Raw genomic sequence first — 26,630 nt, 5'->3', positions numbered from 1 at the left:
TGCGGGCGCTGCCCGCACCCACAGCCCGAAGGGAGATCCGCATGGATTGGCTCGATAACCTCATCAGGACGTTCTTCGACTTCGACGCGATGATCGCGGTGCTGCCGCAGCTTCTCGGCACCGGTCTTGTGAACACCCTCGTCATCTCAGTGTTCGCGACATTGTTGGGCATCGTGATCGGCATGATCCTCGCGATCATGGGCGTCTCGCGCACCGCATGGCTGCGCCTGCCCGCACGCATCTACACGGACATCTTCCGTGGGCTTCCCGCGATTCTGACCATCCTGCTCATCGGGCAGGGCTTCGCCAGGATCAGTCAGCAGATCTTCGGGCCGTCTCCGTATCCACTCGGCATCCTTGCGCTCAGCCTGATCGCCGGCGCCTACATCGGCGAGATCTTCCGCGCCGGCATCCAGAGCGTCGAACGCGGGCAGCTGGAAGCCTGCCGCGCGCTGGGAATGACATACGGCAGCGCCATGCGCCTCGTCGTCGTCCCGCAGGGGATCCGCCGGGTGCTGCCGGCCCTGGTCAATCAGTTCATCGCGATCGTCAAGGATTCGAGCCTCGTGTACTTCCTCGGGCTGCTCGTCAGCGAGCGGGAGCTGTTCCGCGTGGGACAGGACGCCGCCGTGCTCACCGGCAACCTGTCGCCCCTCGTTCTTGCGGGCGTCTTCTACCTCGTGATCACCGTGCCGCTCACGCACCTCGTGAACTACTTCGACAACCGATTCCGCACCGGACGCCGTAAGGCGACCCCGCCCAAGAGCGGTCTGGACGAGATCGCCGAGAAGCCTGTGAGCCCAGCACTGGCCCAAGGAGAGAACACATGACCTACACCTCGCCGCTCCCCGTGACCGAGGGCCGTTTCTACGAAGGCTCGCGACTGCAGATCGACAACCTCGTGATGGCGTACGGCGACGTCGATGTCATCCGCGATGTGTCGATCGCCGTCGAACCCGGCACGACCACCTGCATCATCGGACCGTCCGGGTCGGGCAAGTCGACGCTGCTGCGCGGTGTGAACCGGCTCCACGAGCCGAAGGCGGGCAGCGTAGCGCTCGCCGACGACGATGCTCTCGCGTTGAAGCCGGATCTGCTGCGCCGCCGCGTCGGTCTCGTGTTCCAGCACTTCAACCTGTTCCCCGACCACACCGCGCTCGAGAACGTGGCCCTCGCACTGCGCAACGTCAAGAAGATGTCCAAGGGCGAGTCCAGGCGCATCGCCCTGGCACGGCTGACCGAGGTCGGCCTCGCAGAGCGCGCAGACCATCGCCCGCGCGACCTCTCCGGCGGGCAGCAGCAGCGTGTGGCGATCGCACGCGCCCTGGCGATGGAACCCGAGGTCATGCTCTTCGACGAGGCGACGAGCGCGCTCGACCCCGAGCTGGTCAAGGGTGTGCTCAACCTCATGGCAGAGCTCGCCCAGCGCGGCATGACGATGCTCGTCGTCACTCACGAGATGGGCTTCGCGCGCAAGGTCGCAGATCAGGTCGTCTTTATGGACGAGGGCCGAGTCGTCGAGGCGGGAACTCCGGACGAGATATTCGACGCCCCGAAGAGCGACCGGCTGCGGCTGTTCCTCTCCGAGGTCCTCTGATGGTCATCCGCACAGCGATCATCGGCTTCGGCACCGCGGGGGGCCTCTTCCACGCACCGTTTTTGGCCGCCGATCCAGCCTTCCGCATCGACGCGATCGTGACGCGAGATCCCGCTCGCGTCGAGCGTGCGACGAGCGAGCATCCTCAGGCCCGCATCCTCGCCGATACCGCCGCCCTGTGGGAGATGACGGACTCGATCGATCTGGTCGTCGTCGCCTCGCCAAGCGGCAGCCATGCCGCTCACGCCGAGTCGGCGCTGCGTGCCGGTTACCACGTCGTCGTCGACAAGCCGTTCGTCGCCGACGCGGAGACCGGCGAAACCCTGATCGCGATCGCCGCGGCTCGAGACCTGATGCTGACGGTGTTCCAGAATCGTCGTTGGGACGGCGATTTCCTCACCGTGAGCGACCTGGTGAAGTCCGGGCGTCTCGGCGAGATCCGCCGCTTCGAGTCGCGATTCACCTGGTGGCAGCCGCAGGCGCCGGAAGGATGGAAGGCAGAGGCACCGGTCGCCGAAGCTGGCGGCATCCTGTTCGATCTCGGGCCGCACCTCATCGATCAGGCGCTGCAGCTGTTCGGGCCGGTCGTGGACGTGTACGCCGAGATCGACACCGTGCGCGAGGGCGTCGCGGCGGACGATGACGTGTTCATCGCCCTTGAGCATGAGTCCGGCGTGCGCTCGCACCTTTGGATGAGTGCGGTGGCTCCAGAGCCCGGGCCGCGGTTTCGCGTGCTGGGCGCCGAAGGCACGTACGTCTCCTGGGGGCTCGACGGCCAGGAGACTGCACTGGTCGCCGGGCGGCGACCGGGCGATCCCGGCTTCGGCGAACGCGACCAGGCCGAGTGGGGATCGATCACCACAGGCGACAACGGCGAGAGCGTACCCATGACACGCGGCCAGTACGAGCGCTTCTACGCCGGCGTCGCGGCATCCATCAACAGCGGGTCGCCGGTCCCTGTCGATCCGGCAGACGCCGTCGCCGGCCTGCGCGTGATCGCCGCAGCTCGCGCAGCAGCAGCGTCAAGAACCAAGAAGTGAGGAACAAAATGTCAGCAAACGGTTCGAAGAAGGTCGTCGTCATCGGCGGGGGCATCCTCGGCGCATCGACCACAGCCCATCTCGCTCGCGCAGGCGCCGATGTGACCCTCGTCACCCAGGGCTCGCTCGCCGACGGCGCCTCCGGTCGTTCGATCGCGTGGCTCAATTCGTCCGGAGACCGCTCCTCCAGCTACCACTACCTACGGCTGCTGGCCATCGACCGGTACCGCACCTGGGCGGCGAGGCACGCGGACAGCAACGCCTATCTCCGCTTCGACGGGGCGCTGAAGTGGGCCGGCCCTGAGGACAGCTTCCGCCGGACATTCCAGTTCGAGCGATCGGTGGGCTACGACTCGCTCTGGATCGACAGGGACGACGTCGAGCGGCTCGCGCCCGGTGTCGACGCCGCCGCGATCGCCGACGAGGGTGCGATCTTCAACCCTGGCGAAGGATGGGTGAGCCTGCCCGACATCATCGCCGTGCTGGTGGCGGAGGCGAAAGACGCTGGCGCCACCGTCATCGAGAACGCCGGCGAGGTCCGCGTCGACGTGAACGAAGACACAACGGTCGGCGTCATCCTCGGCGACGGGTCCGCTGTCGCAGCGGATCACGTCGTCCTCGCGACGGGACCCGCGGTTCCGGCGCAGCTGGCCGCACTCGGCGTCACCGTTCCCGATGCTTCGCCCGCCGCATTCGTCCTGTTCACCGATCCGGTGGACTTCACCATGAAGACCGTGCTGAACACGCCTCGAGTGGCGGTGCGCCCGACACCCGACAACCGCCTGGTGCTGGATGCGGCATGGGCGGAGGAATCGATCGTGGTCGGCGACGACGGCACCATCGAGGTTCCCGACGAGTCGGTTCACGGGCTGCTCGACGAAGCCTCGAAGGTGCTGACGGGCAGGCCGACTCTGACGGCGTCGCACGTGGGCGCCGGATGGAAGCCCATCCCCGGTGACGGCGACCCGGTAGCGGGTCCCGTGCCCGGAGTCGCCGGGCTGTACGCACTGTTCACCCATTCGGGGGCGACTCTGGGCCTCGTACTCGGCGAGCTCGCCGCGGACGAGGTGATGACCGGCGAGCCGTCCCCCGTGCTGGAGGCGTTCCGCTTCGAACGGTTCAACGACCAGGCACTTCCAGCCACGGTGGGAACCGATGCCTGGTCACCCGTAGCGGAGGCCTGAGCCCCGGCACGCCCTGGGGTCGACACGCCACTCGTCGGATGCTTCGGCCGATTCGGTCCGAAATCCAGCGTGTCGGCCCCCGAAGCGTCATGCACCACCGGCGGCGAATTCACCAGGGGCTGGGCTTGTAGTCCTTCAGGAACACGCCATACAGGTCGACGCCGGCCTCGCCCTGCACGATCGGGTCGTACACGCGGGCGGCGCCGTCGACGAGGTCGAGCGGTGCGGGCGCTCGTCGGTGATCCATCCGGTGTCGACGGTGGTCATGAGGATGCCGGATTTCTCGAGCATCTCGAGCGGATCGACCTGCTCGACCGACTGCACCCAGCTGTTGATGTGATCGATGTCGGGGACGAGCCCGCCGGCGTCGAATCGTTCCGCCGGCGGGCGAGCGCCCACCGCAGCTAGAGCCGGTCGACTCCCGTCGCAGTGACGACCGCCTCGCCGGCCTCGTCGGATGCCGCGAGGCCGACCGGCTCGAGACCGCGCACCCGTCAGCAGAACGACTCGACGCCGCCCCACCCGCCGACCCAGGCCTCGACCCGAGGATCGGGCCGCAGCACGTGAGTTCCCACGGCAGTCATCCGCCGCGTCCGGAACGCATCCTCGTGCCCCCAGCGGTCGGCACGTCGCGTGGCGCGTCGCGAGCGCAGCCTTCCGATGGGTGCGCCATCGCCGTCGACGAGGTCGACAGCGCCCAGATCTCCCGTGCCGAGGCCGTGGACGAGGTGGACGAGCCAGTCCGGATCGAGCACGACGACGGGTCGGCGCATCTCCCACAGCACCCGGGAGTCCACAGGGCGTCGGGCGTCGCGGGCCTCCACGACCCGCGGGTCGTCGGCGAGCGCATCGGGCACGACGTCGAGCAGCAGCCTGGCTCGGGGAAACGCGGCGAACAGGGAGTCGGCCATGATGAACAGCGCTGCCGGCGGATGCTCACCCTGCACCTGCACGACGAGGTCGGCCGCACCGGGCCACAGCGCCCGCGGAGACGACCCGGGAACCGGAATGCTCGACTGCATGCGCAGCGTCTGCGCGTTCGCGCGGTCGATGCCCGACCCGTCCCGCTCGGCCCACTCGGGACCGTCGTGCCAGGCGACCGCACCAGCGATGTGCGCGAACACCGCACCGGCCTGCCACATGCGGTGCGCCCACTCCCAGTCCTCACCCCCGTACGACGCGAACGTCTCGTCGAAGCCGCCGACCTCATCGAACATGCGTCGCGCGCAGGCGATCACGGCACCGATCACGAATCGGTAGGAGCGGTCGTCGGAGTCGAGCAGATCCCCGCTGCGGGCGTACTCCTCGGCGAGCCACTCGGGTTCCGGCAGCTCCCGACCCGCCGCCGCCTCGACGATCGGCACGTCGGGCGCGACCGCCGAGAGATCCGCATGGCGGCGACGACCGACGACCACCGCCTCGGGCAGGAGCGCGGGGAGCCTGCTCAACGCCCGCACGTAGCCGGGTTCGGGCGCGGTGTCGGCGTCGAGGAAGCACAGCACCTCGCCGCTGCTCGCCCGCACTCCGAGGTTGCGGACCGCTGCCAGACGGAACCCGCGATCCTCCTGCCGCACGAGCGTCACCCCGTCGGGCACGTCGAGCCCGCCGGGCGAGCCGTCATCGGCGACGATGACCTGCAGCAGCTCCTGCGGATAGTCCTGTGCGGCGAGCGCATGCAGGGTGCGGGCGAGCTGCCCCGGCTGGTCGTAGTGCGCGACGATCACCGACACGGTGGGAAGCGGATCCGGGTGGATGCCGTCGAGCGAGTCCCATCGATTGCCGACGACCCACCTCGCGGTCACGAAGCCCTCCCCGCCCACAGGCGGACATACGCCTGTGCCGCCTCAGCGCGCGACAAGGGCAGACGCGTGAGCCCGTGCCAGGTCGCGTCAGGATTCGCACGTGCATGACGCAGCGCACCGACCAGGTCGCTCTCGCCGACGGGTGTGAGCGTGCCGGGGCGCAGCGCGGCCATCTCGTCGACATAGCGGTTGCGCACGGCGACCGGGCGCCGGCCCCAGCCGATCCACGAAGCGAGCGACCCGGATGCCGAGATGTGCCGGTGCGCGATCACCGGCACGCTCACCGCGCGCCCGCGACGAGCGATCTCGGCGTCGTCCAGCCATCCGGTCACGTCGACCTCGACGCCGATGGCGGCCGAGCGCCGCACGAAGGCCTCGAGCTCGGCCGCGTGCCCGTCCGACGCGCGTCCCAGCACCGTGAGCGCGCCGATCCCCGCGGCAGCCGCGGCGTCCGCCGCCTCGTCGTGGCCCTTGCCCGGATAGAAGAACCCGAGCACCCCGACTGACCCGTCGGGTCGCTCCCGCCCGGCGTCCTTCTCCAGTTCCACCGGCAGCGGGATGACCTCGGCCGCCCCGGACCAGACGTCCTCCTCGCGCAGCAGTTCGCGCTCGTGCTCACTGTTCACGACCACTGCGCTCGCAGCCGCCGCGACGCGGGCGTACGCCGCGCGACGGCGAGGCCGATTCAGCTCACCGTCGGATGCCTGGGGCACGTCGTGCAGGGTGACGCTCACTCGCAGGCGCGATGCGAGCTCGGCGAACGTGCGGGATGCCTGCTCGGGCGACGCACCCCAGAGCCGATCGGTGAAATGCGCGTGCACGTCGGTGCCGGCGGGCAGTCGAGCGAGTCCGGCGGCGTCGACGGTGTGCGCCTCGGTGACGTCTCGAATGGCATCCGCCATGCCGCGGGCATAGACCGCGACGCCGTGATCACCAAGGTGCACGAGCAGCAGCGGCGCACCGGTCATGCCGCACGCCAGTCGGTGAGGAGCGGCGCGAGCCGAGCGGTCGCCGCGGCGACGAACCCGGGATGCTCGGCGTACCAGGCGAGGTGCGCCTCGCGCACCTCCGCGTCGCTCACGGGCCTCCCCTCGACGATCCACTGCTCCTGCGGCTCGTCGCTCAGCGCCCAGGCCTCGATCACCTCGGGAGCAAGTGGTGCGCGCACCGAGTCGAGCAGCGGGCGCCCCGGGTCGACGGGTCCCTCCGCCGCCCCCAGCGCGTCGAGGATGCGGGCACCCAGCGGCAGCCAGACCGCGTTGCCGGGGTGGTTCACGGTGCGCATGTGGTCGCCCGACACGGCCTCGAAGAGGTCGGACACCGGAATGTGGGTCGATCGCTCACGCTCACGCAGGACTTCGACCGAGGCCCGGCCGATGGCCCGCACCGCATCCGGTGTCAGCGCAGACGCAACCGGCAGCCCCGCGGCCGCCGCGAGCGTGCGCACGTCGTGGTACGCCACGAGCGGTGGATCCTCATCGACGCCCGGAACGCGGATCGCGGCCTGGAACGGATGCAGCCCCGCGAACCGCACGGGCGGCACCGTGAGCACCCTGGCTGCGGTCGCAGCAGCCACCTGGCGCGTGCCGAGCGGAAGGTCGTGATAGTCGTCGCGCACCGGCTGCGTGACGACCGTGTGGGCCGCGGCCACCACCTCGTGCAGGCGTCGCGCATCGTCGGCCGACATCTCGTGCACCGGCGGAACCCGGATGAACCGACGATCCTCGGCATCCATCACCAATCGCAACGACTCGGCCTGGCAGTTTCCCAGCACGACTCCGAAGCTGTCGGGCAGGGGGGTGATCGCGTAGAATTCGCCGTAGTGCCTTCGACGTCCTAGCACCGCCGGCTCGACGGGCGCAACGGTCGTGACGTCGGGCGAGTTGGGGTTCATGCTTCGAACGTATACCTGTGGATCTCTTCGTCTCACCCCGTTGCTTTTCCCGAGATCCATCACTTCGGTACGCGCGCAACGCCCGTCTGAACGAGGAGGAATCCATCGCCACAACCTCTGCGCGCATCCGCGTCGCCTCCGTCCCTGCCGCGCACCCGTACGTGCGCGCCATCACCGATCCCCGGCGCGTCACTCTCCTGACCGACCCGCCCGTGCCGGACGCACCCCCCGAGCAGTGGTGGCCGCCGGTCGCGATGACCGGACAGTGGCTCAGCGAGAACGCCGCCGAGTACGACCTGCTGCATGTGCACTTCGGGCTCGAGTCGTTCACCCCTGACGAGTTGCGCGCAGGACTCGACGCGGCACGCCTCGCGGGCCGGCCCGTGGTGTTCACGGTGCACGACCTCGACAATCCCCAGATCGTCGACCAGGAGCCCTATCGCGAGCTGCTCAATGTGATCGTCCCGGCGGCCGATCACCTCATCACGCTCACGCCCTCCGCGGCGGCGGAGATCGAGCGCCGGTGGCGTCGTGCCAGCACGGTGCTCGCCCACCCGACACTGCTCGAGCAGACCGCCGCGGACAGCCGGGTGAGCAGGGCAGGCACCGTTCGGGTCGGCATCGCGCTGCGCGACCTGCGTCCGAACATCGACGCAGAGGGCGCGGTGCGCGCAGCCGCGCGGGCGGCCGGGCTGCTCGAGGCAGCGGGCCAGGCGGTCGAGATCGAGGTGCTGATGAACGACCGGGTACGCGATGACCGTGCAGCGGAGCGGGTGATCGACGCCGCCGACGGGCATGCCGCTGTGCGAATGCGCAGGACCCCCTATCTCAGCGACGCGGAGATCGAGGAGTGGCTCCGGGGGCTGGACCTGTTCGTTCTTCCCTATCGGCACGGGACGCACTCGGGCTGGGTGGAGCTCTGCTACGACCTGGGGGTGCCGGTGGCGGGAACCGACGTGGGCCACATCCGGTCGCAGCATCCGTCCGAGTTCTGCGTCATCGATCTGGACGACCCCCGCACGCTGGCCGCCGCGGTGACGTGGGTCCACCGCTCGCCGGCGTCGTCCTCGCCGAGGGCGACGCACCTGGCGAACCGCCGCGCCGAGCGCCAGCAGCAGCGACGCGCGATTCGGGCGGCGCACGCCCGCCTCTACTCGGATGCCGTGGCAGGCGTTCGGACACATGCCGCCGCGGGAATTCAGGCATGAGGGCCGCGCAGCGCCTTCGCGTGCTCGTCGTCGCTCCCGAACGACATCCCCTGCGACAGCCGCACGCGGGCGGACTGGAGGCGGTCGTGTGGAATCGTGTGCGGTGGCTGAAGCGTCGCGGACACGACGTCGAGCTGTGCGCCGCCGCCGGATCCGACTTCCTCGGATCGGGCGCCGACCTGCAGCTGCCCAGCCCTCGCTGGCGTTGCATCGATGAGACCTCCGATTCGGAGAACCCGGCGGGGCACCGAGGACGGATCGCGGATGCCTTCGCCCGGGTGCGCCGCCGGCTGACTGACCCGGTCGACGGCGTCGATGTGGTCGACAACCACAGCCTGCACGGCGATCCGATCCTGTGGAGCCGCGACGCGGGCATCCCAGTCGTCACGACCCTGCACACGCCGCCCCTCCCCGACATGGTGCATGCGGCGCGCTCCCTGCCGCCGACGGCACCGCACCGCTTCCTCGCCGTCAGCCAGTACACGGCACGAGCGTGGTCCGACGAGGGAGTCGACGCCTTCGTCTTCCCCAACGGTGTCGACAGCAGCGAGTGGCGACGAGGACGCGGCGGCGAGCAGTGGGTGTGGTTCGGTCGCATCGTGCCCGAGAAGGCTCCCCATCTGGCCATCCGCGCAGCCCGGCTCGCAGGCGCGCGCCTGCGGATCGCCGGCCGGATCGGCGACCAGCGGTACTTCACCCGTGAGGTCGAGCCTCTTCTCGGCGACGGCGTGGAGTACGTCGGGCCGCTGCGCCAACCCGAGCTTTGCGCTCTCGTCGGAGCGTCGTCGGTCGCGCTGGTCACCCCGGTCTGGTCGGAGCCGTTCGGCCTGGTGCTGGCCGAGGCGCTGATGACGGGCACTCCTGTGGCCGCGTTCGACGCGGGCGGTGCGAGCGAGGTGCTGGCGGGGCTGCCCGGATGCACGGTCGTGCCCGCCCGTGACGTGAGCGCCCTCGCTCAGGCGGCCCTCTCCCTAGCCGCTCGGTCGGCGTCGCCCGCGTTCCGGGATCGCGTGCGCGCGGCGGCATCCGCCCGCCACTCGCTCGCGCGCCGTCATCGCGAGGTCGAGCGCGTGCTCACCGTCGCCGCGCACAGTCGTATGGCCGAGGTCGACTCGCTCATCGCAGGCGCGGAGGCGGTCGGCGCATGATCGGCTGGTACGTGCACCATCACGGATGGGGCCATCTCACGCGGATGCAGGCGATCCGCCCGCATCTCGACGACGAGGTCACCGTGTTCTCGTCGCTTCCCGCTCCTGGTGACCTCGGCGACGACACCGCGTGGGTCCGCCTGCCTGCGGACGCGGATCCGGTGGTGACCGCCGACGGCGCCGTCCGCGCCGCGCACGAGCTCGGCGATGTCACCGCCGGCGGGGCGCTGCACTGGGCACCGGTCGGGCATCCAGGCCATCAGACGCGGCTCGCGATGATCGCCGACTGGATCGCCCGCCACCCCGTTTCGGCGTTCGTGGTCGACGTCAGCGTGGAGGTCACCGCATTCGTCCGCCTTCTCGGCGTTCCCACCGTGGTGTTCGCGCAACCCGGCGATCGGTCCGACCGCCCGCACCGGCTCGGCCACGCCCTCGCCGATCGGATCGTGGCACCGTGGCCGGAGGGCATGTTCGATGCGTCCGAGCTGTCCGATCACCGTGCGCGCGTACGTCATGTCGGCGGGATCTCGCGGCACGACGGGCGGTCGCGCCACACGGCCGACGATGCCGCTCGTCGGGCGCTGTTCCTCAGCCGTACGCTCGACGAATCACGACTCGAGCAGACGATCGACCTGCTGACGGCTCGAGGCTGGGAGGTCGAGACGGCCGGCGCCCGTGACGACGATCGGGTCGCCGACGTGTGGCCGCTGCTCTGCCGCGCGAAGGTCGTGATCAGCGCCGCCGGCCTGAACGGGGTGGCCGATCTCGCGACCGCGGGCGCGCGCGCGGTCGTGCTGCCCCAGGACAGACCGTTCGGCGAGCAGGAGCACACGGCCAGAGTCCTGCAGGCCGCGGGCCTCGCCTCGACAGCGCCCGCCGGATCGTCTCCCGCACAGGTGGTCGAGCTCGTGGAGCGGGCAGCGGTCTCCCCGCCCGACTGGAGCGGATGGGGCGTCACCGGCGCCGCTGCGCGTGCCGCCCGAGGCATACAGGAGGTCGCCTCATGACGCGGATCGCCGTGATCACACCGGCGTCGCACAACCGCCTCGCACATCTGCATCGCCAGCGCCGCTTTCTGCGCGAGGTGCTGCCGCCCCATCATGACGTGGTGCGCATCGAGGCGTGGCTCGACAGCGAGCCCCCGCCACCGTTCGACGGCGTAATTCACGTGCACGTCCCACCGGGCCGCGATGGGATGCGCGTCGGCGCAGGACGCAACGCCGCCGCCGAGATCGCTGTCTCGCGCGACGTCGATCTGCTCGTGTTCCTCGACGTGGACTGTCTGCCGGGCCCGCAGCTGCTCGATCGATACGCTGAAGCGATTCGCTCGCACCCGAACGGGCTGCTGTGCGGTCCGGTCACCTACCTCGAGAGCGTGCAGCGACCGTCAGCCGCCGAACAGCTCGAGGCGATGGTCCGACCGCATCCCGTGCGTCCGAACCCGGCCGTCGGCGTCGTCGCGACCGCCGACGCGAACGAGTACGACCTCTTCTGGTCGCTGTCGTTCGCGGTGACGCCGGCGACCTGGGCGCAGCTGGGCGGGTTCGACGAGCGGTACGAGGGCTATGGCGCCGAAGACACCGATCTGGGCCGACGGGCGCGGTCGCAGGGCGTGCCCCTGCACTGGGTGGGCGGCGCGCATGCGTTCCATCAGTGGCATCCGGCCGGCACTCCCCCGTGGCGTCATCTCGACGACATCCTGCGCAACGGCGCCCTGTTCGCCGAGCAGTGGGGCAAGTGGCCGATGGGCGGCTGGATCGACGAGTTCGTCGCAGCGGGCGCGGTCGAATCCCACGACGGCGGCTACCGCCGGACGGTGCGCGCCCCTGCCGTCCCGGGGCCGTGACGGCGCGTTCTTGCCGCGTCCGGTCACCAGGGGCTGGGCTTGTAGTCCTTCAGGAACACGCCATACAGGTCGACGCCGGCCTCGCCCTGCACGATCGGGTCGTACACGCGCGCGGCGCCGTCGACGAGGTCGAGCGGGGCGTGGAAGCCCTCCTCCGCCAGGCGCACCTTGGTGTGGTGCGGGCGCTCGTCGGTGATCCATCCGGTGTCGACGGCGGTCATGAGGATGCCGGAGGTCTCGAGCATCTCGCCGGCGCTCGTGCGGGTGAGCATGTTCAGCGCGGCCTTGGCCATGTTCGTATGCGGATGCCCCGGGCCCTTGTATCGGCGCGAGAACTGCCCCTCCATCGCCGAGACGTTCACGACGTACTTCCGGTGCGCGTCCGATGCCTCCATCGATGCGCGCAGTCGGCTGATGAGGAGGAACGGCGCGGTCGTGTTCGCCAGCTGCACCTCGAGCATCTCGAGGGGATCGACCTGCTCGACCGACTGCACCCAGCTGTTGACGTGATCGATGTCGGGGACGAGGCCGCCGGCGTCGATCGCGGAGCCGTCGGCGTGCTTCGCGAGCGACGACGAACCGGGCGCCATCGCGAGGCGGGCGAGGTCCTCCGCCGTCAGCGCCTGGCCGCCCTGCTCGGCGACGGTGCCGCCGAGGGATGCCACCGACAGCAGCGGATTCGCCGCGACAGACGCCTCGAGCGCCTGCGGGTGCGGGTCGGCGGTGTGCCCGAAGGTCTCCATCTCGGGGAGGGGCCCGTCGGGGAGCGGCTGCATCTCAGCATCCGCCAGCAGCGAGTACGCACCCGGCGAGCGCCGCACGGTCTGCGCGGCGTTGTTGATGAGGATGTCGAGCGGGCCCTGAGCCGCGACGGAATCGGCGAGCGCGATCACCTGAGCGGGGTCGCGCAGGTCGATGCCGACGATGCGCAGGCGGTGCAGCCAGTCGGCGGCATCCGGCAGCGACGAGAAGCGCCGCACGGCGTCCCGCGGGAAGCGCGTCGTGATCGTCAGGTGCGCGCCGTCGCGGAGCAGACGCAGCGCGATGTGCATGCCGATCTTGGCCCGCCCGCCGGTGAGCAGCGCGCGACGGCCGGAGAGGTCGGTGCGCGCGTTGCGCTTGGCGTGGCTGAAGCGGGCGCAGTCCGGGCAGAGCTGGTGATAGAACGCGTCGACGAGCGTGTACGGCTGCTTGCAGATGTAGCAGTTGCGGGGCTTGAGCAGCTCGCCGGCGATCGGGGCATCCACGCTGGAGGCGAGGTCGTTGCCGCGGGTCTCGTCGTCGATGCGGTCCGGGGCGCCCGTCGCGGTCTTCGCCACGACCGCCTTGTCGGCCTCGGCGATCGCGTCGCGGATCTCCTTGCGGCGGGCGCGCTTGACGGCCTTGAACATCCGCCCGGTCGCGCGGCGGACGGCGATGTAGTCGGGATGCTGCTCACTCATCGAATCGAGCGATGCGAGCACCCGGAGCGTGGTGGCGAGGTCGTCGGGGTCGAGGCCGTCGCCGAGGTCTGCGGGGCTGTCGGCGGGGGCATCGGTCACCATGCCGATTCTACGCGAGCGACCTGGGGGGGGCGTGCTCCCGCGGCGGCCGTGACTCTGTCGGCGACCCCGCGTATCGTCGGCCCCATGGAAAGCGCACACGGCATCATTCCGGCATACCTCCTCGCCCGCCTCGCCCAGTCGGGCCGGTTCCCGAAGGCCGCGGATGCTGCGCGCCAGACCCTGCTCGCCGGCAGACCCCAGTTCCGTGCCCGCCTGAACCTGTCGATCGACGAGCACGGCGACCTCGTCGCCGAGCTGACGGATGCGCCGAATCGCACGATCAGCGATGCGAACGGCACCGAGACGCTGCCCGGGGCCGTCGTCCGCAACGAGGACGACCCGCCCGTCGACGACGCCTCGGTCAACGAAGCCTTCGACGGACTCGGTGCGACGTTCGAGATGCTGCTGGCGGCGTTCCAGCGCAACTCCCTCGACAGTGCCGGAACAGGGCTCGACGCGACCGTGCACTACGGCACCGACTACGACAACGCGTTCTGGGACGGTGAACGCATGGTGTTCGGCGACGGAGACGGCGAGGTCTTCCAGGGGTTCACGCGATCGATCAGCGTCATCGGTCACGAGCTCGGGCACGGTGTGATCCAGCACACCGCGAACCTCGAGTACCAGGGTCAGCCCGGTGCTCTGAACGAGTCCATGGCAGACGTGCTCGGTGCGCTGACCGAGCAGTTCTCGCTCGGTCAGACGGCGGATGCTGCGACCTGGTTGATCGGCGCCGGCATCTTCACCGACGAAGTCCAGGGGCAGGCGCTGCGGTCGATGATCGAACCGGGCACCGCCTACGATGACGACGAGCTCGGCAAGGATCCGCAGCCCGCCCACATGAGCGAGTTCGTGCGGACAACCGAGGACAACGGCGGCGTGCACATCAACTCCGGCATCCCGAATCGGGCCTTCGCTCTGACGGCACGCGCGCTCGGCGGCAACGCCTGGGAGCGGGCCGGAACGGTCTGGTACCGCGCGCTGACCGGGGGCCTGTCTCAGGCCGCGACGTTCCGCGCTTTCGCGGACGCCACTGTCGAAGCGGCTGAGCGCGAGTACGGTGAAGAGGTGACCGCCGCAGTTCGCGACGCCTGGACGACCGTGGGAGTGCTGGATGCCGAAGGAGCTCGACGCGCCGGATGACGACGACCGGCTGGTCGTCGCCGTCGTCCGATCCGGCGGTGTCGCCGGCATCAGCCGCCGGTGGACGGTCGCGCCGCCCCGGCCCGAGATCGACGTGTGGGTCGGCCTGATCGAGCGCTGCCCGTGGGACGCGCCGCAACACAAGGATCGGGGGGCGGATCGCTACGTGTGGAGCATCCAGGCGCGGATGCCGCAGCAGGTGCGCGAACGCGAACTCGCCGACTCCGAACTGCAGGGCGCGTGGCGGGAGCTCGTCGAGGCAGTGCGCGAGGCCGACAGCCCGTCGCCCTCGCCTACACCCGCGCCGAGTCCGATCCCGCCGCGGGAGGATCCAGCATCACCCGAGTGACCGGCAGCGCCTCAGGGTGCTCCTGCTGCAGCCAGGTCATGATCTTCTCCCGCACGAGGCACCGCAGGTCCCACTGGTCGTCGGAGTCCTTCGCTGAGATCGTGAAGCGCAGCGTGACGTGACCGCCCTCGGAGCCGGTGACGACCACTCCGGCCTTGCGGCGGTCCCAGGCGTCGGATCCTTCGACGATCTCCATGAACTTCGCGCGGACGGCATCGACCGGCACTCGCCAGTCCAGGTCCATGAACACGGTGCCGAGGATCTTCTCGCTCCTGCGCGTCCAGCTCTCCACCGGCTGCGAGGTGAAGTACGTGCACGGCAGGATCAGCCGGCGCTCATCCCAGATGTAGACGACGACATAGGAGAGGTTGATCTCGCCGATCCGCCCCCATTCGCCTTCGACCACGACGACGTCGCCCACGCGGATCGAGTCCGTGAAAGCGATCTGGACGCCGGCGATGAGGTTGCCGAGTGTCGACTGCGCAGCCAGTCCCGCGACGATGCTCACCACGCCGGCGGACGCCAGGATGCTGGTGCCCACCGCCCGCACCTCCGGGAACGAGAACAGCACGACGCCGACGGCGATCACCCCGACCAGCACGACGACGAGGCGGTTGAGCACCGTCAGCTGCGTCTGGCGGCGACGGGCCTCCGCGCTCGTGGCGTCGCGTCTGCTGTCGTACTGCATGAGCCGTTCCATGCCGAACGTCACGAGCGTGGACAGCAGCCACGCACCGACGAGAACGGTGGCGATGAAGAGGATGCGCTCGAGCACCGCCCACCACGACAGCGCCGCCGGGGCCGTCGTCGCGCACACGATCCAGGACGCGACGACGAGCGCCAGCGTCATGGCCGGCACGCGGATGCGCCGTTCGAGATCGCCGATCCAAGCCGAGCGTCCGCGCGCACGCCCGGCGATGAACCGCACGACGATGACGGCGACCGAGACCAGCACGACCGCGACGGTGGCGCCGACGAGAGTGCCGACCCACGAGGACCAATCGAGAGCGAATTCTGCGAGTGACATCATCGCTCCACCATAAACACGGGTGCCCGCCGTGACGCAAACAGACCCTTGCCTCGTCGCGGCGGTCGGGCGCGTACGCGAAGATGATGGGGATGAAGAAGATCGTCATCGCCGATCTCTGAAGGACGCCATGGGACTTTTCTCTCAGCGCAATGACGAAGAGAACACCTGGGCGGCGCTGCCCGGTGAACCGCGTGGACCGCGGGACGCCGCCGATGTTCTGGATGCCGCGCCCGACGTGGATCCGCTCGCCGTCGGACTCGGCGCGCAGTACACCTCGGTCGTGTTCCCCGTCGCGCCGCCGGCGCCGGAGGCCGCCGAGGCATCGGATGCCGCGCCGAAGGATCCCGTCGAACCCGACCCGCATGTGCTCGGCCCCGGGCTCCTGCCGACCCCCTTCACGGCTGACGAGATCCGCGATGCGGCGCGCGGCGGCAAGACGATCCGCATCCTCGTGGAGGAGCCGGACGGCACGACGGTTCACCGCGTCAACCGGTTCCGCGACCTCGACGATGAGCGCGCGACGCTGGAGCGATGGACCTCGGGCCCGACCGGGATCGTCCAGGGCGAGATCGCGAGCTCGCGCGTCACCTGGCGCGAGCTGCAGGGGCATGCGACGTTCCGCGCCGAGCAGACGACGCTGTCGTCCGAGGCCCTGGAGCTGCCGATCGGACGCGTGGACTGCCTGCGCTACGAGGTGCGCGACTCGGCGGATGCCGAACCCGATGTCTTCTGGTTCGCGACGGGCATCCCGGGATGCCCGTTCGCTTCGAATCGCCGACGGATGCGGGCGTGCAGCGCACCACCGTCGTGAAGATCGAGCGACCCTAGAGCGCCTCGTCGAGTCGCTCCGGCCGGGCGCCGAGGCCGACGAACCGTCCGGTCAGATGCGCGAGCCGCGGATGGTCGCGCAGCAGGCGCAGCGGCAGGGGCAACGGAGCATCCGGGGCGCGCTCGGCGATCAGCGGGCCCTGCAGTCGGCGCTGCACGAACTGCGTGACGCGCGTCGGCGGAGTGCGGCGCCGTTGCACGTGCCGCAGGTCGGCGGTCGTCGGCGAGCCGGCGCGCAGCACCGGGCCGAGGATGCGAGCCGCGGCCACGGCATCCTGGATCGCGAGGTTGATCCCGACGCCGCCCGCCGGCGACATGGCGTGCGCGGCATCGCCGATGCAGAGCATCCCGTCGACGTACCAGCGGCGCAACCGCTCGAGACGCACGCGCAGCAGGTGCACGTCGTCCGCCGCGACAGCGGCCGCGGCATCCGCCATGCGCGGGGAGATCCGTGCGATGCGGTCCTTCATGGCCGACACGTCGGCGTCGGCGCCGTTCCAGGTGCCGGCGGGGATGACGTGGGCGATCTGGAAGAAGTCGCCGCGGTCGATCGTGATGATCATGCCGGAGCCCGCCTGGATGAACGGATAGGCGTCACCGGGCTGCTTGGACAGGCGGAACCAGAGCACGTCCATCGAGGCCGCGACGCCCTGCGGCTGCAGACCGGCGGCGGCGCGGATGTCGGAGTCCCGACCGGAGGCGTCGACGACGAGTCGCGCCCGGATGGTCACCTCGCCGTCCGGGCCCGTCCCCGTCACGCCGGCGACCCGGCCGCCGTCGCGGACCAATCCGTCGATACGGGTTTCGCGGAGGAGCACGAACCCCGGATGCCGCGCAGCGGCGTCGGCGAGAAGATCGAGGAAGTCCCACTGCGGCATGAACGTCATGGTCTTCCGACGGGTGGGGAGCCGGGTGAAGTCGGCGAGCACGAGCTCGGCACCCTGCCAGCTCACGCTCACGCGCGGCATGTCGTCATGCGGGCGGGCGAGGAAGTCGTCGAGAAGTCCGAGATCGGCCAGGAGCTCCTGCGTGGACGGGTGGATCGTGTCGCCGCGGAAGTCGCGTAGGAAGTCGGCGTGCTTCTCGACGACGGCGACCTCGACTCCGTGCCGGAGGAGCGCGAGCGCGAGCATGAGTCCGGCGGGGCCTCCGCCGACGACCACGCAACCGGTGTCGATGTGGGTGCTCATGTGTCCACCGTCGCCCTCCGGGTGCGATGATGCACGCATGGTCAATAAAGTCGGCAGACCCTCAGGAGGCGGGAATGCCCGCGCATTGCTCCTGAATGCCGCACACCGGCACTTCGAAGCCGGCGATCTGGCGGCGATCTCGACCCGCCGGCTGGCCGCCGAGGTCGGTGTGAGCCACACACTGGTCAATTATCATTTCGGCTCCCGCGACGGTCTCCTCGCCGTAGCCGTATCGTTGCGCGCGGCACCGCATCAGGTGATCGGTGCGGCCAGAGATGCCGAGGGACGGCTCGATCTCGCGCGACTCGTGCACGGGCTGGTGCTGGTGTGGGAGCATCCGGAGCACGGTGCACGCCTGGCGTCGTTCGCACGCGGTCTCGCCGCCGGCGACCCGCGGTCGTCCGTGCTCTCGTCGTACCTGCAGCACACGGTGTTCGAGAGTCTGGCCGCACAGTTCGGGCAGGATCGGGCGCGGCGCATGGCGACCGCGATCATCGGCGTGATCTTCGGACGGTACGTGCTCGAGCTGCCCGTGCTCACCGGGCTGTCGGCGGCAGGGACGGCGACGCTCCTGCTGTCGATGCTGCGTCAGCCGTAGGCTGTGCGGCAGGACGGACACGAGGGGGAATCATGCCCACTGCCGACGAGGCATCCAGACTGCTGGGGCTCGCGCACCACACCCATGAGCGGGGCGACGACCTGCTGCAGATCGCCGTGGACGTCAGTCTGCTCACCGGCGAGAAATCGTCCTTCGGCTCGGCGGGCAACACCGCGACGCACGACGAGAGCATCGGCTACTTCCTCGGCGAGGTCGAGAAGATCGGGTGGCGGCTGGAGTCGAGCGCCTTCACGTTCATCGAGAGCGGGGCGACGACCTCGGCGCGCATGTGGGGCACGGGCGAGGGCGTCGTGAATCACGGCGCCGTGGTCGGGTACTACGTGTTCCGACGGGCCTGAGGCCGCGCCGTCGCCCGTTACGGTTGAAGGATGACGATCACCGCCGCGGCAGACGGCTCCGCCCTCGGCAACCCCGGCCCGAACGGCTGGGCCTGGTACATCGACGACGCCAACTGGGCGGCTGGCGGATCACCGCACGGCACGAACAACCAGGGCGAGCTGCAGGCTGTTCTCGAACTGCTGCGGGCGACCGCCGGCACGAACGAATCGCTGCTCATCATGTGCGACAGCAAGTACGTGATCGACTCGATCACGAAGTGGATGCCGGGGTGGAAGCGCCGCGGATGGCGCAAGGCCGACGGCGCGCCGTTGCTCAACCGCGATCTCATGGAGGCGCTGGACGAGCAGATGCAGGGCCGGGACGTGAAGTTCGCGTGGGTGAAGGGCCACGCCGGCCATGATCTGAACGAGGCTGCCGACGAGCGCGCGAACGCCGCCGCGAAGGCGTATCAGGCAGGGCGCGAGCCGGATCGCGGCCCGGGGTTCACGATGGGTGGCGGTTCGGACGCTTCGACAGGCTCAGCGACCGGACCGGCGAGCGCCGAGCCCGTCGCGATACCGGAGCCCCCAGGGTCGCGCGCGCCGTCGTCGCAGCCGCTCTGGGCCGAGACGTCGTCGCTGTTCGACGATCTCGACGCATCTGAGCCCATCGAAGACCCCGAGGCATCCGCCATCGATCTGCACGTGACCCTCACGCCCGACGAGCACGCGCGCCTGCGCGACCGCGCCGTCGCGCAGAGCATCTCGCTCGAGCAGGCGCTGCGTCGCCTGATCTGAGTTCCGCTTCGACTCGTCCCCGCAGTTCGGCACTGCGCCGTCGCCAGTGATTCGGGCGCTCTGGTGCCGTAGGCTCCTGTCATGGATTCTCGCGCGCGCACCGTCTCCCGTGTTCTGCTCGGCGCATCGCTGGTGTTCGCCGGGGTCTCGCACCTCACATTCGCCCGCGACGAGTTTCAGGCCCAAGTGCCCGAGTCGGTGCCGCTCGACCCGGACACGACGGTGCTCGCATCGGGAGTGGTCGAGGTCGGACTGGGCGCGGCGCTGCTGTTCGCACGCAAGCGGCGAGGGCTGGTCGGCGTCATCGCTGCGCTCTTCTTCATCGCCGTGTTCCCCGGAAACATCGCCCAGTGGATGCATCACCGCGACGGGTTCGGTCTGAACACCGAGGTGAAGCGATTCGTCCGACTGTTCTTCCAGCCCGTCTTGGTCTGGATCGCCTTCTGGTCGACCCGGCGTTGACCGGCTCCGCCGCGCACGGCGGAGTTACGAACGCGGGGCGCCCAGCACCTCGCGCTCGAGACGGGAGAACGATTCCTCCATGCCGTCGGCCATGCCGGTGGCGAGGATCATGTCGCGGGTGTCCTTGTCGGGGTACTCGATGAGAACCGTGACGAGGGTGGCGCCGTCCTCTTCATAGAGGTTCAGGTCGTTGAGCGTCTCGATCGGCTGGCCCTGCATTCGCTCGGTGGTGACCGCGCGGCGCGGAGCGTCCACGAGCAGCACTTCACCCTCGAAGCCGAAGGGCTCGCCCTCGGTGTCGCCGACAGGCGCCCACGAGGTGCGGTAGCTGTCGCCGACCGTGGCGGAGACGCTGCACTCCGTCATCTCCCAGCCGTCCGGACCGAGCATCCACTGCCGGACGAGGTCGGGCTCGTGGTGAGCGCGCCAGACGAGCTCGCGCGGACCGTTCACGAGCCGGGTGATGCGCACGTGCGTGTCGTCGAGCAGCTCGACGCGGGTGCCCTTGCCCTCGGCGTACTCGCGCAGATCCTGCAGCACGGCGTCGATCTGGGCCATCGCCATCGTGGCGCCCTCGATCGCGCCCATCGAGATGATCTGCTCGAGCGCCTCGAGCGAGGTGAAGTGGCTGACGGTGACCATGCGCGTGCCGTCGGCGGTGGGCTCGAAGTGGAACTCCATCCGCATCGCCGGGAAGTCCTGGTTCGGGTTGCCCTCTTCATCCGCGAAGCCGTCGAGCACCTCGAATCCCTTGGGCTCGTCGATCGAGAGGAACTCCCAGTACCCCGACGACTTCTCGCCGCGCGGACCGGTCATCGAGTAGTTCGCGCGGCCGCCGACAGTGTGGTCCCAGGCGGTGAAGACGGCCGGCCATCCGGGAGGGCCCCAGAACCGCTCGAGCTGACGCGGGTCGCTGTAGGCGCTCCACACGCGCTCGACGGGCGCGGCGAAGTCGGCGGTGACGGTCATCGTCAGGTTCTCGGTGTCGGTGGTGACGTCGGTGACAGGCATTGCTCATACTCCTTCATTGGATTCAGCCAGCAGATCATCGAGGCGGGAGATGCGCGCCCGCCACAGCTCTTCGTATCGGGCCAGCAGCGCCCGAGCGCGCGCGATCATCTCGGGATTCGCGCGGACGAGCCGCTCGCGCCCCTCGGCGCGTTTGATGATGAGGCCGGCGGCCTCGAGGACGGCGACGTGCTTCTGCACCGCCGCGAAGGACATGTCGTAGTCGCCCGCGAGGGTCGACACCGACTGCTCCTCGGCGATCGTGCGGCGCAGGATGTCACGTCGTGTCGCCGTCGCCAGTGCGTGGAAGACACGGTCGATCTCCGTCTCGCTCAGTTCAGCTTGTGCAACCATTTGGTTGTACATTATGACGAGGCGGAGGGCCTGTCAAGGTGTCGGATGTCGGGAAAGTGTTCTCGTTGCACTAGCGGCCTTTTCGTTGCACTAGCTGATTTTCTCGCTGCACTAAATGCAACGAAATGCGCTGAGCCGCCGTCGCGGTGTCAATGGGAGGTACGATCGCGGTGACCCCGGACCCTGCTAGACGGTATGTAGCGACCTCCTTACTAGAAGAGGGCCACTACATATCGTCTAAACCGGCGGCCCGCGATGGACGGTCGGCGGCGCGGTCGCTCGTGTGGGCTACTGAGAGAGCTCACGATCTAGTCGGTCGAGGAGTACCTCGAGGGAGACTTCGAATTCTTCTTCACTGCGGTCCTCGCTGAGTAGAGACCGGAGCCGCTTCACCTCGGGAGCTTCGTCTAGTGAGACGTTGCCGTCCCGGTGGGGGATGGTCGCGTTACCCTCATCGAGTGGTTCTTCGACAGGCGCGGTTTGGGCTCCGCGGACGGAGGACTCGAGGAGGAGTTGTCCGAGGAGGAAGCTGCTGAAGGACCGGTAGGCGCCGACGGCCTGCGCGTCGGTGAATCCCTCCTCGATCAGTGCACTGAGGAACGTGTTGACGACTTCGATGCTGCGCAACGGCGGGCGCAGCCAGGGCGCTGCGGGGTGCCGGGTGGCGACCAGGGGGAAGGCGAGCGGGTGTTCGCTGGCGATCCGGCGCACCTCATGAGCGACCAGCTGCAGAAACGCTTGCCAGTGCTCCACCTTCTCCTTTTTCAACGTCGCGGTGAGGTCGCTCATCAGCAATGCCACCACACCCTCGAGAAGGTCTTCCTTGCCGTGCACGTAACGGTACAGCGACATCGCTTCCACGTTGAGTTGCTGTCCGAGCGCCCGCATTGACAGTCCTTGTGCGCCGGAGCGGTCGATGAGTTCGAGCGCGCTCTTCACGATCAGATCGCGGCTTAGCCGCGGTGATGACGATCCTGCAGTTTCTGTACTCACGCACGTACCTCCATGTCAATCCTCCTCCGGAATCAGCCCGCGACCACCAGCATTGTCGAACCAGAACGGCTTACGGTGTACGCTCAGACCAGGCTTACGACGTAAACACCCGATTGGCAAGTCCCACCCCTCACCTGCCGCTATCGCCGCGCGTCGGTGGGCGCACCCGAACGAGGAGACCTAATGCCGGATAGTCGCACACCCAACCCTTACGACCGCCCCGAACCGAACACGTCTTCCGGCACGGCTGGCGCTGCCGCGTACACCGTGACCGGTGGCGACACCACCCGGGAGCAGGTGCTGGCGCGGGAGAAGGAGCAGTTCGGTGGGATGAAGTTCGGTTCCGCGTTCTTCGGGTGGTTGACTGCCACCGGGACAGCGGTGATCCTGACCGCGCTGCTCGCCGCGACCGGCACCGCGATCGGTCTGGGAAACCAGGTCGACCCGAACCAGGCTGCCGACGCCGCCGCGGACAACGCCACCACCGTCGGCATCATTGGCTCCATCGTCTTGGCGGTCATTCTGCTCGTTGCGTACTTCTGCGGGGGGTACGTCGCCGGACGGATGGCGCGCTTCGACGGTGTCAAGCAGGGGGTCGCGGTCTGGCTGTGGGCGATCATCATCGCCGTGGTCCTCGCAATCGTCACCGCGATCGCGGGCGCCCAGTTCAACATCCTGGGGAACCTAAACAGCTTCCCCCGCATCCCGATCAACGAGGGCGACCTCACGGCCGGAAGCGTCATCACCGCCATCGTCGCCGCCCTCGTCGCCCTCGCCGGCGCCATCCTGGGCGGCCTTGCCGGGATGCGCTACCACCGCCGCGTCGATAAAGCCGGCCTCGGCCGCTAGCTCCCTGTCTCCATTCATCACTGATGTCCCGGGCGCCCGTCCCGGGGGAAGAGAGAACCAAAATGATTGACACCACCAACCTCAACGACCTCATCGGCGCCGACGTGTACGGCTCAGATGACCACAAGATCGGCTCCGTCGGTCAGGTCTACGTCGACTCCGAGGCGCAGACCCCCACCTGGGTGACCATCAAGACTGGCCTGTTTGGCACCTCCGAAACCTTTGCACCCCTCGATGACGCGTCCTTCGACGGCAACCAGGTCCGTGTCGCGTACACGAAGGACAAGGTCAAGGACGCCCCGCGGATCTCCAGCGACGGCACCATCAGCCACGAAGAAGAAGACGCGCTGTACGCCTACTACGGCAACGGCGCCCCCACCACCGCCTCTGACGCGCCCCTGTACGACCAAGACGCTAACCGCGGCGGCACAACCCCCGACACTCGCGAATCGACCGAGGGCTACGACGTGACAAATCCGACCACCGATGATGCGATGACCCGCTCCGAAGAGCAGCTGCACGTCGGCACCGAGAAGGTGGAGACCGGTCGGGCACGGCTGCGGAAGCACATCGTGACCGAGCAGGTCACCAAGACCGTCCCGGTCAGCCACGAAGAAGTCACCGTCACCCGGGAACCGATCACCGACGCCAACATCGGCGACGCGATGGCCGACGGGGACCTCACCTCGGAGGAGCACGAAGTGGTCCTCACCGGTGAGCGTGTCGTGACCAGCAAGGAAACCGTCCCGGTCGAGCGTGTCAGCCTCGGCACCGAGACGGTCACCGAGCAGCAGCAGGTCACCGAAGATGTGTCTCACGAAGAGATCGAGCTGGTCGACCCCGACACCGACAACCGTCCCTCGAAGTAGACCACCCCTGTCGTGCCGGTCAGTTCAGAGCGGGCTCCTGACCGGCACGGCCCCACCCCACTGAGCCCGCCCCGAGAAATGCAGTTCACTCCTGACCCCTCGAGCCCACTCGGTGTGTCAATCACCTATCTGAAAGAGAGTCATCACCGTGAATTTCCTCGAAGTGCTGCAGAACGGTTTGGCGGCAGTCGTCGCCTTCGTCCCGCTCGCCCTGCTGTTCCTGCTCATCCTGATCGTCGGCCTCATCGTCGCCAAGCTCATCTCCAAGGGCCTGGAAAAGCTACTGGAGAAGGTCGGGTTCGACCGGCTTGTCGAGCGCGGCGGTATCAAGAAGGCCCTCGCGAAGTCCAAGCTCGACGCCTCCGACATCGTCGCGAAGATCGTCTATTACACGCTGGTGCTGTTCGTGCTCCAGTTCGCATTCGGCGTCTTCGGACCGAACCCGGTCAGCGACCTCCTCGCCGGCATCATCGCATTCCTGCCGAAGATCATCGTCGCCATCATCATCATCGTCATCGCCGCCGCGATCGCCGCCGGCGCGAAGGGACTCATTCAGAACACCCTGGGCGGCCTGTCCTACGGAAAGATCCTCGGCAACATCGTCGCGATCTTCATCCTGTTCCTCGGGGTCACCGCCGCGCTGAACCAGATCGAGGTCGCTACGACCGTGACCACGCCGATCCTCATCGCGGTGCTCGCGATCATCGCCGGTGTGATCATCGTCGGTGCCGGTGGCGGGCTCGTCAAGCCCATGCAGCAGCGCTGGGAAGCGATGCTGACCAAGGCGGAGGAAGAGGCCCCGAAGATCCAGCAGGAAGTCAGCAACGCGCCCAGCGTCGCTGAGCAGGCCAAGCAGGCAAAGGACCAGGTCCAGAACGCGACCCGCACCCAGCCGCAGCGTCCCCCGATGCCGCCGCGCGCCTGACCCTTTCCACACGACACCTGAGGCTGGTCCCGCCCCCCCGGCGGGGCCAGCCTCACCCCAACCGATGGGCCCCCATGCACAAGCTACTCCGCTTCCTCCCGATCCTTCTCCCGGTCGTGATGAAGTTTGTTCGTTCACGCCGCGGCGGAGACTCGTCCGGCACCACGTCTCGTCGACGCTGATGACCAGCCCGCCCGACGGTGCTGCCGGGATGGTGCGGCACGAGGAGCGCCTGGACGTCCACGTTGAGACTTTTCCGACGGAGACGGTGCGGATCGACAAGGTGGTCGTCACCGAGCAGCGCACCGTCACCATCGATGTGCGACGTGAGGAGCTGCGGATCACCCGCACACCCCTCGCCTCAGGCGGCTCCCCTCCCCATCCCGCGGCGCCGCGCACGACACCGCCGATCGTGATGATCCTGCGAGAAGAGCAGCCGGTCATCACCATGGCCATCGTTCCCGTGGAAAAAGTGACCGCGACTGTCACCGTTCACACCGCCGACCACCATCTTCGCGAATCGCTCCGCTGTGAGCGCATCGATGTGAGCACGCCACCCGCCTCCTGACTCCTTTCTCAGCTCACACGTCCCAGCGCTGCGCTCGAGCGGGAATCATCACCCCGGGTCCCCGCTCGACGCTACTTCGCGGTCGACCTGCAGCTTCTGTGCGCAAGGAGTGGGCGGACGAGTTAGCGGATGTGGAGGGCGGCCGGCTGCACGGTCACGGTGAACGCGTGGGTGTCTCCGATCTGCTCACCGTCGATCTCGAACGGGCGCGGTTCGGGGAGGGTCACTTCCAGTTTCCGGGCGCGTGCGTGGGTGACCGTGTCGGTGCTGGTGGTCTCGTCAGTGTTGCCGATCAGGCGCTTCAAACCGTTGTCCCACAGCATCGTCTTCACCGTTCCCGCCCACTGCGCGATCCCCTCCGCGCTGAGCAGCAGATAGTCCAGTTGCCCGTCGGAAGGGTCCGCGTCCGGGAGCAGGGTGAACCCGCCCTGCAGGGTGCCGCAGTTAGCGATCAGCAGTGTGTGGCCTTCCTCGTCGCGGCCGGGCTGGTCATCGGCGGTGATGTGGAACGGCACGATATCGGAGGCGGCGAGGGCGCGGCCGAGGGATTCGGCGTAGGCCAGCCAGCCGGCTTTGTCTTTGAGATCGTCGTTGGTTTCAGCGATCATGTGCGCGTCGATCCCGAATCCGACCATCACCACGAACCCGTGCCGCTCATGCCCGCCAGCGAGGTCTACGTCCACCCAGCCGATATCTACCGGGCGCGCGTGCCCTGTGAGAGCGCGGGTGAACGCGGCCGGGATGTCGTTTAACGGGATGTCGAGGTTGCGGGCCAGTAAATTCCCTGTTCCCAGGGGCACGATTCCCATCTCTAGGGAGGTGTCGATTCCGGCGAGGTGTTCGGCGACGGCGCGTACCGTGCCATCTCCGCCGGCAACCACCACCAGATCGGGATTCCATTCAACGGCCCGGCCGGTAGCGCCCCCGCCTGGGTCGTCCTCGGTGGTTTCCCACCAGAAAACCTCAGGTGTGGGGGCGTCGGTGAGGGCGGCGTGAAGGCCCTCGGTGAGGGTGTCCTGGTCGGTTTTGGAAGGGTTCCACACGATCGCCAGGCGACGCGTCATC

General features: G+C 68.8%; 29 protein-coding genes and 1 pseudogene. 19 read left to right on the top strand and 11 right to left on the bottom strand.

The features are described 5' to 3' along the window. Positions 1–41 precede the first annotated feature (41 nt). The 4 genes from KEC56_RS03710 to KEC56_RS03695 are packed head-to-tail and all read left to right on the top strand — an operon-like array spanning position 42 to position 3,821. Positions 42–830 (top strand): amino acid ABC transporter permease, encoded by a 789-nt coding sequence (locus KEC56_RS03710; protein WP_227529856.1) that lies wholly within the window; start codon positions 42–44, stop codon positions 828–830. Further along, the gene (locus KEC56_RS03705; protein WP_276573119.1) at positions 827–1,597 is read left to right on the top strand and encodes an amino acid ABC transporter ATP-binding protein; all 771 of its coding nucleotides are present in this window, start codon (positions 827–829) and stop codon (positions 1,595–1,597) included. Before KEC56_RS03710 ends, KEC56_RS03705 begins: the two co-directional genes overlap by 4 nt. Then, complete coding sequence (locus KEC56_RS03700) at positions 1,597–2,637, top strand: Gfo/Idh/MocA family protein (protein ID WP_227529855.1); 1,041 nt, start codon at positions 1,597–1,599, stop codon at positions 2,635–2,637. The genes KEC56_RS03705 and KEC56_RS03700 overlap by 1 nt, the downstream gene beginning before the upstream one ends. A gap of 8 nt (positions 2,638–2,645) precedes the next feature. Further along, entirely contained in the window at positions 2,646–3,821 is a 1,176-nt protein-coding gene (locus KEC56_RS03695; protein WP_227529854.1) for an NAD(P)/FAD-dependent oxidoreductase, read from the top strand. A 109-nt stretch (positions 3,822–3,930) separates the two neighbouring features. Here KEC56_RS03695 and KEC56_RS03690 read toward each other — a convergent pair. From KEC56_RS03690 to KEC56_RS03675, 4 genes and pseudogenes are all read right to left on the bottom strand, one after another. Beyond that, positions 3,931–4,293, bottom strand: a pseudogene (locus KEC56_RS03690) (short-chain dehydrogenase); the annotation flags it as partial. Between the two features lie 22 nt (positions 4,294–4,315). Continuing rightward, on the bottom strand, positions 4,316–5,623 hold the full coding sequence (locus KEC56_RS03685; protein WP_227529853.1) for a glycosyltransferase: 1,308 nt from the start codon (positions 5,621–5,623) through the stop codon (positions 4,316–4,318). After that, on the bottom strand, positions 5,620–6,591 hold the full coding sequence (locus KEC56_RS03680) for a hypothetical protein (RefSeq protein ID WP_227529852.1): 972 nt from the start codon (positions 6,589–6,591) through the stop codon (positions 5,620–5,622). The genes KEC56_RS03685 and KEC56_RS03680 overlap by 4 nt, the downstream gene beginning before the upstream one ends. Continuing rightward, entirely contained in the window at positions 6,588–7,517 is a 930-nt protein-coding gene (locus KEC56_RS03675) for a WcbI family polysaccharide biosynthesis putative acetyltransferase (RefSeq protein ID WP_227529851.1), read from the bottom strand. Before KEC56_RS03675 ends, KEC56_RS03680 begins: the two co-directional genes overlap by 4 nt. A gap of 17 nt (positions 7,518–7,534) precedes the next feature. On the opposite strand from KEC56_RS03675, the gene KEC56_RS03670 reads away from it, so the two are divergent. From KEC56_RS03670 to KEC56_RS03655, 4 genes are read left to right on the top strand one after another with little or no spacing between them, the layout of a single operon-like run. Beyond that, positions 7,535–8,725 carry a glycosyltransferase gene (locus tag KEC56_RS03670; protein WP_308012993.1) on the top strand — a complete coding sequence of 397 codons (1,191 nt, stop codon included), beginning with the start codon at positions 7,535–7,537 and terminating at the stop codon, positions 8,723–8,725. Further along, positions 8,722–9,873: a glycosyltransferase gene (locus tag KEC56_RS03665; protein ID WP_227529849.1), complete on the top strand. Its 1,152-nt coding sequence runs from the start codon at positions 8,722–8,724 to the stop codon at positions 9,871–9,873. Before KEC56_RS03670 ends, KEC56_RS03665 begins: the two co-directional genes overlap by 4 nt. Beyond that, positions 9,870–10,880: a glycosyltransferase family 28 protein gene (locus KEC56_RS03660; RefSeq protein ID WP_227529848.1), complete on the top strand. Its 1,011-nt coding sequence runs from the start codon at positions 9,870–9,872 to the stop codon at positions 10,878–10,880. The genes KEC56_RS03665 and KEC56_RS03660 overlap by 4 nt, the downstream gene beginning before the upstream one ends. Next, the gene (locus KEC56_RS03655) at positions 10,877–11,719 is read left to right on the top strand and encodes a glycosyltransferase family 2 protein (RefSeq protein ID WP_227529847.1); all 843 of its coding nucleotides are present in this window, start codon (positions 10,877–10,879) and stop codon (positions 11,717–11,719) included. The genes KEC56_RS03660 and KEC56_RS03655 overlap by 4 nt, the downstream gene beginning before the upstream one ends. 23 nt (positions 11,720–11,742) lie before the next feature. Here the strand turns inward: KEC56_RS03655 and KEC56_RS03650 are convergent, their stop codons facing one another. Further along, positions 11,743–13,263, bottom strand: coding sequence for an SDR family NAD(P)-dependent oxidoreductase (locus tag KEC56_RS03650; RefSeq protein ID WP_227529846.1), 1,521 nt, complete (start codon positions 13,261–13,263; stop codon positions 11,743–11,745). A gap of 84 nt (positions 13,264–13,347) precedes the next feature. Here KEC56_RS03650 and KEC56_RS03645 point away from each other — a divergent pair, with 84 nt between their 5' ends. Continuing rightward, the gene (locus KEC56_RS03645; protein WP_227529845.1) at positions 13,348–14,406 is read left to right on the top strand and encodes a M4 family metallopeptidase; all 1,059 of its coding nucleotides are present in this window, start codon (positions 13,348–13,350) and stop codon (positions 14,404–14,406) included. Then, entirely contained in the window at positions 14,378–14,755 is a 378-nt protein-coding gene (locus KEC56_RS03640) for a protealysin inhibitor emfourin (RefSeq protein WP_227529844.1), read from the top strand. Before KEC56_RS03645 ends, KEC56_RS03640 begins: the two co-directional genes overlap by 29 nt. Here KEC56_RS03640 and KEC56_RS03635 read toward each other — a convergent pair. Continuing rightward, positions 14,700–15,785 (bottom strand): mechanosensitive ion channel family protein, encoded by a 1,086-nt coding sequence (locus KEC56_RS03635; protein WP_227529843.1) that lies wholly within the window; start codon positions 15,783–15,785, stop codon positions 14,700–14,702. The genes KEC56_RS03640 and KEC56_RS03635 overlap by 56 nt on opposite strands. 127 nt (positions 15,786–15,912) lie before the next feature. Between KEC56_RS03635 and KEC56_RS03630 the strand changes: the two genes are divergently transcribed. Further along, complete coding sequence (locus tag KEC56_RS03630; RefSeq protein ID WP_227529842.1) at positions 15,913–16,596, top strand: hypothetical protein; 684 nt, start codon at positions 15,913–15,915, stop codon at positions 16,594–16,596. A 13-nt stretch (positions 16,597–16,609) separates the two neighbouring features. On the opposite strand, the gene KEC56_RS03625 is transcribed toward KEC56_RS03630, so the two are convergent. Then, the gene (locus KEC56_RS03625) at positions 16,610–17,803 is read right to left on the bottom strand and encodes an FAD-dependent monooxygenase (protein ID WP_227529841.1); all 1,194 of its coding nucleotides are present in this window, start codon (positions 17,801–17,803) and stop codon (positions 16,610–16,612) included. A 37-nt stretch (positions 17,804–17,840) separates the two neighbouring features. On the opposite strand from KEC56_RS03625, the gene KEC56_RS03620 reads away from it, so the two are divergent. From KEC56_RS03620 to KEC56_RS03605, 4 genes are all read left to right on the top strand, one after another. Then, a complete protein-coding gene (locus tag KEC56_RS03620) occupies positions 17,841–18,401 on the top strand; it encodes a TetR/AcrR family transcriptional regulator (RefSeq protein ID WP_227529840.1) in 561 nt (186 codons plus the stop codon). Between the two features lie 32 nt (positions 18,402–18,433). Beyond that, the gene (locus KEC56_RS03615; protein ID WP_227529839.1) at positions 18,434–18,760 is read left to right on the top strand and encodes a hypothetical protein; all 327 of its coding nucleotides are present in this window, start codon (positions 18,434–18,436) and stop codon (positions 18,758–18,760) included. A gap of 30 nt (positions 18,761–18,790) precedes the next feature. Next, entirely contained in the window at positions 18,791–19,537 is a 747-nt protein-coding gene (locus KEC56_RS03610; RefSeq protein ID WP_227529838.1) for a ribonuclease H family protein, read from the top strand. 81 nt (positions 19,538–19,618) lie between these two features. Further along, on the top strand, positions 19,619–19,999 hold the full coding sequence (locus tag KEC56_RS03605; RefSeq protein ID WP_175987185.1) for a DoxX family protein: 381 nt from the start codon (positions 19,619–19,621) through the stop codon (positions 19,997–19,999). A 24-nt stretch (positions 20,000–20,023) separates the two neighbouring features. Here KEC56_RS03605 and KEC56_RS03600 read toward each other — a convergent pair whose 3' ends face one another. From KEC56_RS03600 to KEC56_RS03590, 3 genes are all read right to left on the bottom strand, one after another. Continuing rightward, positions 20,024–21,010: an SRPBCC family protein gene (locus tag KEC56_RS03600; protein WP_175987188.1), complete on the bottom strand. Its 987-nt coding sequence runs from the start codon at positions 21,008–21,010 to the stop codon at positions 20,024–20,026. A 3-nt stretch (positions 21,011–21,013) separates the two neighbouring features. Next, positions 21,014–21,361 (bottom strand): ArsR/SmtB family transcription factor, encoded by a 348-nt coding sequence (locus tag KEC56_RS03595; protein ID WP_175987190.1) that lies wholly within the window; start codon positions 21,359–21,361, stop codon positions 21,014–21,016. A 288-nt stretch (positions 21,362–21,649) separates the two neighbouring features. Then, positions 21,650–22,300 carry a TetR/AcrR family transcriptional regulator C-terminal domain-containing protein gene (locus tag KEC56_RS03590; RefSeq protein ID WP_227529837.1) on the bottom strand — a complete coding sequence of 217 codons (651 nt, stop codon included), beginning with the start codon at positions 22,298–22,300 and terminating at the stop codon, positions 21,650–21,652. 237 nt (positions 22,301–22,537) lie between these two features. Between KEC56_RS03590 and KEC56_RS03585 the strand changes: the two genes are divergently transcribed. From KEC56_RS03585 to KEC56_RS03570, 4 genes are all read left to right on the top strand, one after another. Further along, entirely contained in the window at positions 22,538–23,203 is a 666-nt protein-coding gene (locus tag KEC56_RS03585) for a hypothetical protein (protein ID WP_227529836.1), read from the top strand. 62 nt (positions 23,204–23,265) lie between these two features. Then, positions 23,266–24,072, top strand: a complete 807-nt coding sequence (locus KEC56_RS03580) for a DUF2382 domain-containing protein (protein WP_175987194.1) — start codon at positions 23,266–23,268, stop codon at positions 24,070–24,072. Between the two features lie 148 nt (positions 24,073–24,220). Continuing rightward, positions 24,221–24,997 (top strand): mechanosensitive ion channel family protein, encoded by a 777-nt coding sequence (locus KEC56_RS03575; protein ID WP_227529835.1) that lies wholly within the window; start codon positions 24,221–24,223, stop codon positions 24,995–24,997. Between the two features lie 211 nt (positions 24,998–25,208). After that, positions 25,209–25,565: a YsnF/AvaK domain-containing protein gene (locus tag KEC56_RS03570; protein WP_227529834.1), complete on the top strand. Its 357-nt coding sequence runs from the start codon at positions 25,209–25,211 to the stop codon at positions 25,563–25,565. Between the two features lie 122 nt (positions 25,566–25,687). Here KEC56_RS03570 and KEC56_RS03565 read toward each other — a convergent pair whose 3' ends face one another. Beyond that, positions 25,688–26,629 carry a diacylglycerol/lipid kinase family protein gene (locus KEC56_RS03565; protein WP_175987200.1) on the bottom strand — a complete coding sequence of 314 codons (942 nt, stop codon included), beginning with the start codon at positions 26,627–26,629 and terminating at the stop codon, positions 25,688–25,690. Position 26,630 lies beyond the last annotated feature (1 nt).

The sequence above is a fragment of the Microbacterium tenebrionis genome (genome assembly GCF_020682665.1).
Classification (GTDB): domain Bacteria; phylum Actinomycetota; class Actinomycetes; order Actinomycetales; family Microbacteriaceae; genus Microbacterium; species Microbacterium tenebrionis.
The sequence above is the reverse complement of the archived record's forward strand: the minus strand, read 5'-3'. Positions and strand labels throughout refer to the sequence as shown.

Bases quoted from the DNA above. Each gene is read 5' to 3' on its own strand.
- KEC56_RS03620 (WP_227529840.1), top strand. From the start codon at position 17,841: ATGGTCAATAAAGTCGGCAGACCCTCAGGAGGCGGGAATGCCCGCGCA.
- KEC56_RS03700 (WP_227529855.1), top strand. From the start codon at position 1,597: ATGGTCATCCGCACAGCGATCATCGGCTTCGGCACCGCGGGGGGCCTC.
- KEC56_RS03595 (WP_175987190.1), bottom strand. From the start codon at position 21,361: ATGGTTGCACAAGCTGAACTGAGCGAGACGGAGATCGACCGTGTCTTC.
- KEC56_RS03640 (WP_227529844.1), top strand. From the start codon at position 14,378: ATGCCGAAGGAGCTCGACGCGCCGGATGACGACGACCGGCTGGTCGTC.
- KEC56_RS03605 (WP_175987185.1), top strand. From the start codon at position 19,619: ATGGATTCTCGCGCGCGCACCGTCTCCCGTGTTCTGCTCGGCGCATCG.
- KEC56_RS03600 (WP_175987188.1), bottom strand. From the start codon at position 21,010: ATGCCTGTCACCGACGTCACCACCGACACCGAGAACCTGACGATGACC.
- KEC56_RS03610 (WP_227529838.1), top strand. From the start codon at position 18,791: ATGACGATCACCGCCGCGGCAGACGGCTCCGCCCTCGGCAACCCCGGC.
- KEC56_RS03695 (WP_227529854.1), top strand. From the start codon at position 2,646: ATGTCAGCAAACGGTTCGAAGAAGGTCGTCGTCATCGGCGGGGGCATC.
- KEC56_RS03580 (WP_175987194.1), top strand. From the start codon at position 23,266: ATGATTGACACCACCAACCTCAACGACCTCATCGGCGCCGACGTGTAC.
- KEC56_RS03585 (WP_227529836.1), top strand. From the start codon at position 22,538: ATGCCGGATAGTCGCACACCCAACCCTTACGACCGCCCCGAACCGAAC.
- KEC56_RS03665 (WP_227529849.1), top strand. From the start codon at position 8,722: ATGAGGGCCGCGCAGCGCCTTCGCGTGCTCGTCGTCGCTCCCGAACGA.
- KEC56_RS03565 (WP_175987200.1), bottom strand. From the start codon at position 26,629: ATGACGCGTCGCCTGGCGATCGTGTGGAACCCTTCCAAAACCGACCAG.
- KEC56_RS03655 (WP_227529847.1), top strand. From the start codon at position 10,877: ATGACGCGGATCGCCGTGATCACACCGGCGTCGCACAACCGCCTCGCA.
- KEC56_RS03630 (WP_227529842.1), top strand. From the start codon at position 15,913: ATGGGACTTTTCTCTCAGCGCAATGACGAAGAGAACACCTGGGCGGCG.
- KEC56_RS03570 (WP_227529834.1), top strand. From the start codon at position 25,209: ATGGTGCGGCACGAGGAGCGCCTGGACGTCCACGTTGAGACTTTTCCG.
- KEC56_RS03615 (WP_227529839.1), top strand. From the start codon at position 18,434: ATGCCCACTGCCGACGAGGCATCCAGACTGCTGGGGCTCGCGCACCAC.
- KEC56_RS03645 (WP_227529845.1), top strand. From the start codon at position 13,348: ATGGAAAGCGCACACGGCATCATTCCGGCATACCTCCTCGCCCGCCTC.
- KEC56_RS03675 (WP_227529851.1), bottom strand. From the start codon at position 7,517: ATGAACCCCAACTCGCCCGACGTCACGACCGTTGCGCCCGTCGAGCCG.
- KEC56_RS03660 (WP_227529848.1), top strand. From the start codon at position 9,870: ATGATCGGCTGGTACGTGCACCATCACGGATGGGGCCATCTCACGCGG.
- KEC56_RS03680 (WP_227529852.1), bottom strand. From the start codon at position 6,591: ATGACCGGTGCGCCGCTGCTGCTCGTGCACCTTGGTGATCACGGCGTC.
- KEC56_RS03710 (WP_227529856.1), top strand. From the start codon at position 42: ATGGATTGGCTCGATAACCTCATCAGGACGTTCTTCGACTTCGACGCG.
- KEC56_RS03625 (WP_227529841.1), bottom strand. From the start codon at position 17,803: ATGAGCACCCACATCGACACCGGTTGCGTGGTCGTCGGCGGAGGCCCC.
- KEC56_RS03650 (WP_227529846.1), bottom strand. From the start codon at position 13,263: ATGGTGACCGATGCCCCCGCCGACAGCCCCGCAGACCTCGGCGACGGC.
- KEC56_RS03705 (WP_276573119.1), top strand. From the start codon at position 827: ATGACCTACACCTCGCCGCTCCCCGTGACCGAGGGCCGTTTCTACGAA.
- KEC56_RS03635 (WP_227529843.1), bottom strand. From the start codon at position 15,785: ATGATGTCACTCGCAGAATTCGCTCTCGATTGGTCCTCGTGGGTCGGC.